We start from the raw sequence: 8,593 nt of genomic DNA on the forward strand, positions 1-8,593 counted from the left end.
CCGATGCGACTGGACGACCTCTACCGCCACTTCGAGCGGGCCGTGGCCTTTGTCCTCATGGCCGGCATGGTGGTGGTCATCGGGCTGGCCGTGTGGAGCTTTGTCCGCGCGACCCTGATGGCCGCGGCGGACCCCTCGGCTGCGCTCGACTACGCCGTGTTCCAGACCCTGTTCGACCGGCTGCTGGCCGCGATCATCGCGCTGGAGTTGGCCCATTCCGTGCAGCTCATGGTCAGCGGGCGGCGCGGGCTCACGCAGTTGCGCGCGGTGCTGGCCATCGGCGTGCTGGCCGTGGTGCGCAAGCTGATCCTGATCGACCTGGAGTCAGCCGAGCCGCTGTTGCTGCTGGGCCTGTCCGCCGCGATCGTGACGCTGGCCGGGGCACTGGCGCTGTTGTCCTGGGCGGAGAGCCGGGCGGGCGTCCGGCACATGCCCTCACCCGGCGCGGAGGACTGAGTCAGTCCCCGTCCACCGGGCCGCGCATCGCCTTGACCGCGCCGCGCTTCTTCTTCGCCTCCAGCCTGCGCTTCTTCGAGGCCAGCGTCGGCCGGGTCGGGATGCGTTTCTTCGGCCGTTCGGCGGCGCGGCGGATCAGTTCCGTCAGCCGCTCGCGCGCGATCTCGCGGTTGCGGGCCTGGTGGCGGGTGTCCTCCACCCGGATCACCACCGCGCCCTCCTTCGTCCAGCGCGAGCCGGCCAGCCGCTGCAGCCGGCGCTTCACCGGCTCGGGCAGGTTGGGGGAGCGCGCGGCCTCGAACCGAAGCTCCACCGCGCTGCTGACCTTGTTCACGTTCTGCCCGCCGGGGCCGCCGGCGCGGGTGAACTGCTCGGTCAGCTCCCAGTCCTCGATGGCGATGTCGTCGGTGATCCGCAGCATGGTGGAGGATATGGCACAGGGCGGCGCATGCAAAAAGGGCCGCCCCTGCGGACGGCCCTTTCCGAGAACTCGGAGGCGGCGCCGGTTCAGGCACGCGCCAATCCGGGGGCCTCGCCCCTCAGGGCTGCCTCAGGGGCGCGCCTCCCGGACTGTCCCGACGCCTCTCTCCAATGTTTCTCTCGACACTGGATCACCTCCTTTCTCGATGTTTCGCCTGGGGGGAGCGTGGCACAGATTGTGCCCCGCGCAAAGCGAAATCATACCGGTTGTGCGGTCAGCCGCTTCACGATGATGCGAAACGGCACGAGCGCGATCAGCGCGAGCGAGAGTTTCACCAGCCAGTCGGCGGTGGCCAGCGACACCCAGAGCGGCACCACCGGCCCCAGACCCAAGAGCGGCAGCGCCTCGTTCGCCCAACTCACGTCGTTGGCGGGCTCGAGCGGCGCGAGCCGGGCCGAGAAGGCGATGGTGAAGAAAAGCGCGGTGTCGACGGTGGAGCCGATCAGGGTGGAGACCAGCGGCGCGCGCCACCAGCGCCCCCCGCGCAGCCGGTCGAAGACGGCCACGTCCAGCAGTTGCGCGGTCAGGAAGGCAAGGCCAGAGCCCACCGCGATCCGCAGCGTCACCAGCGGGCCGAACTCGCCCATGATCTGCGTGCCGATCAGCGAACAGGCGACGCCCACGGCGAAGCCCGCGAAGACCACGCGCCGCGCGGCGGCCACGCCGTAGACCCGGTTCATCACGTCGGTGACGAGAAAGGCCAGCGGATAGGTGAAGGCGCCCCAGGTCAGCCACTGGCCGAAGAGGAACTGAACGAGGATGTTGGAGGCGACGACGATGGCCGCCATGGCAAGGATGCCGGGCAGATGTGCGCGTGTCATGGGCTTTCCCGTTTTGACAAGGTGGTCGGGGACTTGGCCCGCCCTCACGGCGGACGGGTCGCGGATAAGGGGTTGAGGCAGGGCGCGCAAGTCAGGGCAGCGCGTATTCCACGATCTCGTTGCGCTGGAACGGCATGAAATTGTCGTCGGCGATCATGGTCATTCGCAGGGTGCCCCCCGCATCCGTCCAGACGGCGATGCCTTCGAGGTTGCCATGGCGGCCGGGCGGGGTGCTGAGCAGCGTCTCCTCCGCGGCGATGGTGCCATCGCCAAAGGTCACGCGCCGCACGCGGCTGCGGAACCCGACACCCACGAAGACCCGCTCCAGCACGTAGAGCGCGCCGTCGGGACCGAAATCCGCACCCGCCGGCACGAAGCGGCCGCGCCGGGGCAGGATGCCCGCCACCGCCCATGACGCGCCGTCGAAGCGATAGACGGGAAAGCCGCCGTCCACCGGCCATTCCGGCAGGGCGTAAAGGTCCTTGCGCGCGTCTATCGCAAGCGCCTCCAGCCCGCGATTGGGCGGCAGGACCCTGGTGTCGGGGGGGCGGGGCAGTTCCCTTCCGCCAGGAAGGACGACGACACGGTGCCGTTGCTCGTAGGAAATCCACAGGCGGTCGCCGTCTGTGGCCAGCCCCTCGGCATCGCTGTTCTCGGGAACGGTGCTGTCGCGTCCGGGCAGGTCGGTCAGGGCGACCTGCGACAGGCCCGTGATCCGCGCGCCCTCGCGCTCGATCCGCGCCCTGAGCAGGACCGCCCGGTCGCTCACGGCGATCAGCCGCGCCCCCCCTTCCGTCACCTCCAGCGCCGAAAAGCCGCCAGAGCGCGGATTGTCGATCCCGATCGCGGTGCTGCCCAGATGGATGGCCCTCTCCGGAGCGGCGCAGCCGGCAAGGAGGAGAAGGACCGCCGCGCTCAGGGCGACTGAAGAACTGTGGCGCATTGGCGCGGCAGGTCGGCCATCGTGAGTTCACGCCGCGGCTTCGGCGGCGGGGCGTCCGGATCGGGCGGGGGCGGGTTGAGGATGCGCTCCACCCACTCCTGCGCCTCGGCGCAGCCGTCGCCGGGCGGCGGGGCGGCCTGCGGCGCGCAATCGCGTTGCCCGCGTGGACAGTTCAGCCGGACGTGAAAGTGGTAGTGATGCCCCCACCACGGCCGGATCTTGCGCAGATAGCTGCGGTCATCCGCCTCGTCGTTGCACATGCGCACCTTGGCGCCGGGAAAGACGAAGATGCGCGCGACGCGCGGATCGCTCGCCGCGGCCTTGAGGATCTCGTGATGCGCGCGGCTCCAGCTGTCGTTGGTGAAGGCGCCGTTCGCGCGGCGCAGCGAGATCGACGAGAGGGTCTCGCGCTCGGTGCGGGTCAGGTTCAGCCGGTCGGCCGGCCGCATCCAGATGTCGGCGTCGAGGCCCGACTGGTGGCTGCGGTGCCCGGTCAGCATGGGGCCGCCGCGCGGCTGGCTCAGGTCGCCGATATAGAGGCCCTGCCATCCCGGCTGCTGCGCCGCCTTGCGGCTGAGGTCCTGAAGAAAGGCGATGGTCTCCGGGTGCGCCCAGTTGCGGTTGCGCGACAGGCGCATCGCCTGCCATGTCGGCCCGCTTTCCGCCAGTTGCACGCCGCCGGCGAGGCAGCCCTTCGAATAGCCGCCGATCACGGCAGGCGCCTGCGCCGAGGGTCCGTCTGCGTCGCCGAAAAGCTGCCTGGCCTCGCGCGAACTCAGCACCGGGTCGAGCGGCGGCGCCGCGACGCGGTCCGGCGCGCTGCCGCAGGCGGCAAGCGCAAGGCCGAGGATCAGGCCGAAAGCGGCGGTGCGGCGTGCCAAGGCGTGCGGTCTCCTTCCGGTTTCACGAAGGCTAGCAGCACAAGGCCCAGCAGGAAAAGCGCGATCAGCGGGGTCACGCCCAGTTGCTGGCTGCCTGTGGCCCATGTGGCGAAACCGATGGAGAGCGGCGCGAGAAACGAGGTCGCCTTGCCCGCCAGCGCATAGAGACCGAAGGCCTCGGTCATCTTTTCCGGGTCGGCCTGCCGCACCATCATGGTGCGGCTCGCGGCCTGGATCACACCGCCCGCCGCGCCGATCAGGATGCCCATGACGTAGAAGGCGATGGTGGGCAGGGACGAGCCCTCTTCGACGGGCATGCCGAAGACCCGGGTGGGCGCGATGAAGAGGATGGCGGTCGCCACGCCGGTCAGGATCAGGATGCAGGCCGCGATCACCGGCCTGGGGCCGAAGCGGTCGTCCGCCCGGCCGCCGATCACCGCAAAGACCGCGCCCGAGATGATGGCAAGGATGCCGAACACGCCCACGTCCACCACGCTCCAGCCCAGCACGCCGGCCGCGTAGATGCCGCCGAAGGTATACATCCCGTTCAGCGCGTCGCGGTAGAACATCGAACTGCCCAGATAGGCGAAAAGCGAGGGCGTGCGCGGCAGCCGCCGCACCGTGCGCACCACCTCCGCCAGCCCCAGCCGCAGCGCGCCGGGCGGCAGGCCGCCGGGCTTGGGATCGCGCACCCAGAGGAAGAAGGGGACCATGAAGACCGCGTACCAGAGCGCCGTCAGCGGCCCGACGAAGCGGGTGCCTTCCCGAGCCCCGGGGTCGAGGCCCAGGATCGGCTCGATCCCGATCAGCGTGCGGCCGGTATCCCCGCTTTCGGCGAAGAGGGTCAGCATGACGACCAGCGCCACCAGCCCACCCGCGTAGCCGAAGGCCCAGCCGTTGCCCGAGATGCGGCCGATCTTCCCCCTGGGCCCGAGGTCGGGCAGCATCGAATTGGTGAAGATGGTGGCAAATTCCATCCCGATCATGCCGATCGCGAACCAGAAGAGCGTGAGCACAAGGTTGAAGTCCTCGGGCCGGGCGAACCACAGCATCCCCGCACCCGCGACATACATCCCGGAAAAGCCCCAGATCCATTTCAGGCGGTTGCCGGCGATATCCGCCATCGCGCCCAGCACCGGCGCCAGAAGCGCGATCACGATCCCGGCGGCCCCGATCCCGAAACCCCAGGCGGTCTGCGCGGCGCTGCCGTCGCCCACCATCTCCTGCACGTAGGGCGCGAAGATGAAGGTGATCAGCAGCGTGTTGTAGGGCTGGCTCGCCCAGTCGAAGAAGAACCAGCCCCAGATTCGTTTGCCAGGCGACGGCGCGGCCATGCCCCTCTCCCAACGGGCGGGGCGGTCGCGCGCCCCGCGAGCAAGAGACTATGGCGCGGCGCGTCTGGCAAGCCTTTGCGATGCCGGGTCGCCCGATTCCTGCATCGGCGGCCAGGGACGCAGGGCCTCTGCCTCGATCCAGGCGGCGATCCAGTCGGGGATCGGCGGCGGCGCGGGGTCGTGCCCCATCTCGCGCAGCACGCGCTCGGGCGGGACGATCCCGTTCCGGTCCGTCACGGCCGCACGATAAAGCACATGGCCCGCACAGTCGCCCGACGACAGCCACATCGACTGTTCCAGGTAGATGAAGCGCGCATCCCAGCACACCGCGCGCGAGCGCATCTCGATCCGGTCGAAGGCCCGGATCCGGCGCCGGTAGCGCACGCTCGCGCCCGCCATGGTCAGCGCCCAGCGATTGCGCCGCAGCGCCCCGATCAGCCCCGTGCGCATCGCCAGCGGGATGCGCCCCAGGTCGTAGAGCGAAAGCGCCCGCCCGTTGTTGAGCTCTCGCCAGATGTCGAGATCCCAGGGCCAGCAGCGGTGGTGCGAGACATGGGTGCCCGAAAGCGGCAGCGGCGCGGCGTTGCGCGCGATCCACAATTCCTTGACCATGCGGACGAAGGGATACATCGGCAGCCTCCTTTGTGCCCGCGGGGTGACGCGTCGCCCTGCGAGGGTCAACCGCGACCTTGCGGCAGACTTGCCGCCGCGGCGCGGGGCGCATAGGTCTCGGGCGATCCGGGAAGGGAAAGATGCCCATGCAGTCGCTGTTCCAGATTCTGATGCTGCTTCTCGACGTGCTGTGGTTCTTCATCATCGCGCATGTCATCGTGAGCTGGCTCATCAACTTCCAGGTGCTGAACACGCGGCAGCAGTTCGTGGCGCAGGTCTGGTACGGGCTGAACCGGATCATGGAGCCGATCTATGCTCCGATCCGCCGGGTGATCCCGCCGATGGGCGGCATCGACCTTGCGCCGCTGGTGGCGCTGATCGGCGTCTATGCGCTGCGCATCATCCTGACGAACAACGCGGCCGCCTTCTACTGAGCCGGCGCGCCCGGCCCGAGCCCGCGAAGGGGTATTTGGGGACCATTGAAAGGACGGGGGGCGCCGCAGCGGCGCCGTTCCGGCCTTGTTCACCCGCTGTTTAGCGCGCTAGGCTCCGATCGCGGGCAGAAACCGGAACGAAGACGGGAACGATGGGCGAGGCAGGCGGCGCAGAGGCGATTCTGCGCGACGTGTTCGGATTCGAGGGCTTCCGCCCGGGTCAGGGCGAGATCGTCGAGGCGGTGGCCTCGGGCCGCGACGTGCTGGCGATCATGCCCACCGGCGGGGGCAAGTCGCTGTGCTACCAGTTGCCCGCGCTGATGCGCGAGGGCGTGACGCTGGTGGTCTCGCCGCTGATCGCGCTCATGCGCGACCAGGTTCGCGCGCTGCGCGCCGCGGGCGTGGAGGCCGGCGCGCTCACCTCCGGCAATACCGAGGAAGAGACCGAGGCCGTTTGGGCGGCGCTCGCCGGCGGGCGGCTGCGGCTGCTCTACATGGCGCCCGAGCGGCTGGGCGCGGCCTCGACCTCGGGCATGCTGCGGCGGGCGGGCGTGTCGCTGATCGCCGTGGACGAGGCGCATTGCGTCAGCCAGTGGGGCCACGACTTTCGCCCCGACTATCTGCGGATCGGCGCGTTGCGGCAGGCGCTGGACGTGCCGCTGGCGGCCTTCACCGCCACCGCCGACGCCGAGACGCAGGCCGAGATCGTCGCGCGGCTTTTCGCGGGGCGCGCGCCCGCGACCTTCCTGCGCGGCTTCGACCGCCCCAACATCCGCCTCGCCTTTCGCCCCAAGGACAAGCCGCGCCAGCAGATCCTGAGCTTTGCGGACGCCCGGCGCGGGCAGTCGGGCATCGTCTATTGCGGCACCCGCGCCAAGACCGAGACGCTGGCGCAGGCGCTGCGCGAGGACGGACACGCGGCGGCGGCCTATCACGGCGGGATGGAGGCCTGCGCGCGGCGCACGGTCGAGGAACGCTTCGCCACCGAGGACGGGCTGATCGTGGTGGCCACGGTCGCCTTCGGCATGGGGGTGGACAAGCCCGATATCCGCTGGGTCGCGCATGCCGACCTGCCCAAGTCGATCGAGGCCTATTATCAGGAGATCGGGCGCGCGGGCCGCGACGGGCTGCCGGCGGAGACGCTCACGCTCTACGGCCCTGACGACATCCGCCTGCGCCGCAGCCAGATCGACGAAAGCCCGGCCCCGCCAGAGCGGCGCGCGGCGGACCACGGGCGGCTCAACGCGCTTCTGGGGCTGGCGGAGGCGCTGGAGTGCCGGCGGCAGACGCTGCTGGGCTATTTCGGCGAAGTGGCAGAGCGCTGCGGCTACTGCGACCTGTGCGAGAGCCCGCCGGAACGCTTCGACGGCACCGAGGCGGCCCAGATGGCGCTGTCGGCCGCGCTCCGCACTGGCGAAAGCTTCGGCGCGGGGCATCTGATCGACATCCTGACCGGCAAAACGACCGAGAAGATTCGCCAGCGCGGGCACGACGGCCTGCCCACCTTCGGGGTGGGGCGGGCCTATGGCGGTGGTGTCTGGCACGGCATCTTCCGGCAGCTCATGGGTCGTGACCTGCTGCGCCCCGATCCCGCGCGGCATGGTGCGTTGCGGGTGACGGAGGCCGCGCATCCGGTGCTGAAGGGCGAGGCGCGGGTCGATCTGCGCCGCGACACGATGGGCAAGACGGCGGCGCCTGCGCCGAAGGCGCTGGTCGCCGAGGAAGATGCGGGGCTGCTGGCCGCGCTCAGGGCGCGTCGCCGCGCGCTGGCAGAGGCCGGGGGCGTGCCCGCCTACATCGTCTTCAACGACCGCACCCTCATCGCCATGGCGGAACGGCGGCCGGCCACGCTGGACGAGATGGCAGGCATCCCCGGCGTGGGCGCCAAGAAGCTCGAGACCTACGGGCGCGCCTTTCTCGAGGTGATCGCGGGCGAGACGGCAGAGGTGCACCCCGTGCGGCGGCGGCTTGCCGGACGGCCGGAAGGCGCGCTTTACGACCGGCTGATGGAGGTGCAGCAGAGGCTGGCGCGCGGCGAAAGGGGCATCGACAAGCCCCTGTCCTGCGCCAACAGCACGCTCCGGCACATCGCCGAGCGGCGGCCTGCCGACCTCGACGCGCTGGCCCGCATCCCCGGCATGGGGACGCGACAGGTCGAACGCTTCGGTCCGGCCTTTCTGGACGTCCTGCGCGCGCAGGACTAAGTCAGGATCGCTGACCCGGAGGACTGCCGATGCTTGTCGTGATATCGCCTGCGAAAAAGCTCGACATGGACGAGGCGCCGCTGCCCCAGGGCGCGCCCGACCCGAGCGAGCCCGCCTTCGCGGAGGAGGCGGCGGAACTTGCGCAGGTGGCGCAGGGGCTCAGCGCCGCGGAGCTTGGCCGGCTCATGCGGATCAGCGCCAGCCTTGCGGAACTCAACGCCGCGCGCTTTGCGGCCTTCGGCGACCAGCCGCGCAAACCCGCGGCCCTTGCCTTCGCCGGCGACACCTATCGCGGGCTCGAGGCGGCGACGCTGGATGCCGACGCGCTGCGCTGGGGGCAGGCACGTCTGCGGATTCTCTCGGGGCTTTACGGCGTGCTGCGCCCTCTCGACCTGATCGAGCCCTACCGGCTGGAGATGGGCAGCCG

At 70.3% G+C, this 8,593-nt stretch carries 10 protein-coding genes; 4 read left to right on the forward strand and 6 right to left on the reverse strand.

Annotated features, from left to right (window positions below):
- The coding region (locus tag ACLFOB_RS12825; RefSeq protein WP_410926317.1) for a phosphate-starvation-inducible PsiE family protein at nt 1-456 on the forward strand (456 nt) is incomplete at its 5' end.
- Between the two features lies 1 nt (nt 457).
- Here ACLFOB_RS12825 and arfB read toward each other — a convergent pair.
- The 6 genes from arfB to ACLFOB_RS12855 all read right to left on the reverse strand — a co-directional run bounded on the left by arfB (nt 458) and on the right by ACLFOB_RS12855 (nt 5,546).
- On the reverse strand, nt 458-877 hold the full coding sequence (arfB, locus tag ACLFOB_RS12830) for an alternative ribosome rescue aminoacyl-tRNA hydrolase ArfB (protein WP_410916633.1): 420 nt from the start codon (nt 875-877) through the stop codon (nt 458-460).
- 257 nt (nt 878-1,134) lie between these two features.
- Nucleotides 1,135-1,758 (reverse strand): queuosine precursor transporter, encoded by a 624-nt coding sequence (locus ACLFOB_RS12835; RefSeq protein ID WP_410926318.1) that lies wholly within the window; start codon nt 1,756-1,758, stop codon nt 1,135-1,137.
- 91 nt (nt 1,759-1,849) lie between these two features.
- Nucleotides 1,850-2,701 carry an esterase-like activity of phytase family protein gene (locus tag ACLFOB_RS12840; RefSeq protein WP_410926319.1) on the reverse strand — a complete coding sequence of 284 codons (852 nt, stop codon included), beginning with the start codon at nt 2,699-2,701 and terminating at the stop codon, nt 1,850-1,852.
- The gene (gene mepA, locus ACLFOB_RS12845) at nt 2,674-3,582 is read right to left on the reverse strand and encodes a penicillin-insensitive murein endopeptidase (protein ID WP_410926320.1); all 909 of its coding nucleotides are present in this window, start codon (nt 3,580-3,582) and stop codon (nt 2,674-2,676) included. Before mepA ends, ACLFOB_RS12840 begins: the two co-directional genes overlap by 28 nt.
- Nucleotides 3,552-4,916: an MFS transporter gene (locus ACLFOB_RS12850; RefSeq protein WP_410916629.1), complete on the reverse strand. Its 1,365-nt coding sequence runs from the start codon at nt 4,914-4,916 to the stop codon at nt 3,552-3,554. Before ACLFOB_RS12850 ends, mepA begins: the two co-directional genes overlap by 31 nt.
- Nucleotides 4,917-4,964: 48 nt before the next feature.
- Nucleotides 4,965-5,546, reverse strand: coding sequence for an acyl-CoA thioesterase (locus ACLFOB_RS12855; protein ID WP_410916628.1), 582 nt, complete (start codon nt 5,544-5,546; stop codon nt 4,965-4,967).
- A gap of 128 nt (nt 5,547-5,674) precedes the next feature.
- On the opposite strand from ACLFOB_RS12855, the gene ACLFOB_RS12860 reads away from it, so the two are divergent.
- The 3 genes from ACLFOB_RS12860 to ACLFOB_RS12870 form a co-directional block, all read left to right on the forward strand.
- Nucleotides 5,675-5,962: a YggT family protein gene (locus ACLFOB_RS12860; RefSeq protein ID WP_410916627.1), complete on the forward strand. Its 288-nt coding sequence runs from the start codon at nt 5,675-5,677 to the stop codon at nt 5,960-5,962.
- 152 nt (nt 5,963-6,114) lie between these two features.
- Nucleotides 6,115-8,166, forward strand: a complete 2,052-nt coding sequence (recQ, locus tag ACLFOB_RS12865) for a DNA helicase RecQ (protein WP_410916626.1) — start codon at nt 6,115-6,117, stop codon at nt 8,164-8,166.
- A 29-nt stretch (nt 8,167-8,195) separates the two neighbouring features.
- Nucleotides 8,196-8,593 (forward strand): YaaA family protein (locus tag ACLFOB_RS12870; RefSeq protein ID WP_410926321.1); only part of this gene is annotated, 398 nt, incomplete at its 3' end.

It is taken from the genome of Rhodosalinus sp. (assembly GCF_046542825.1).
GTDB lineage: Bacteria > Pseudomonadota > Alphaproteobacteria > Rhodobacterales > Rhodobacteraceae > Rhodosalinus.

Coding starts and splice junctions, on each gene's coding strand:
- arfB (WP_410916633.1), bottom strand. CDS start 877: ATGCTGCGGATCACCGACGACATCGCCATCGAGGACTGGGAGCTGACC.
- ACLFOB_RS12835 (WP_410926318.1), bottom strand. CDS start 1,758: ATGACACGCGCACATCTGCCCGGCATCCTTGCCATGGCGGCCATCGTC.
- ACLFOB_RS12840 (WP_410926319.1), bottom strand. CDS start 2,701: ATGCGCCACAGTTCTTCAGTCGCCCTGAGCGCGGCGGTCCTTCTCCTC.
- ACLFOB_RS12850 (WP_410916629.1), bottom strand. CDS start 4,916: ATGGCCGCGCCGTCGCCTGGCAAACGAATCTGGGGCTGGTTCTTCTTC.
- ACLFOB_RS12855 (WP_410916628.1), bottom strand. CDS start 5,546: ATGTATCCCTTCGTCCGCATGGTCAAGGAATTGTGGATCGCGCGCAAC.
- ACLFOB_RS12860 (WP_410916627.1), top strand. CDS start 5,675: ATGCAGTCGCTGTTCCAGATTCTGATGCTGCTTCTCGACGTGCTGTGG.
- recQ (WP_410916626.1), top strand. CDS start 6,115: ATGGGCGAGGCAGGCGGCGCAGAGGCGATTCTGCGCGACGTGTTCGGA.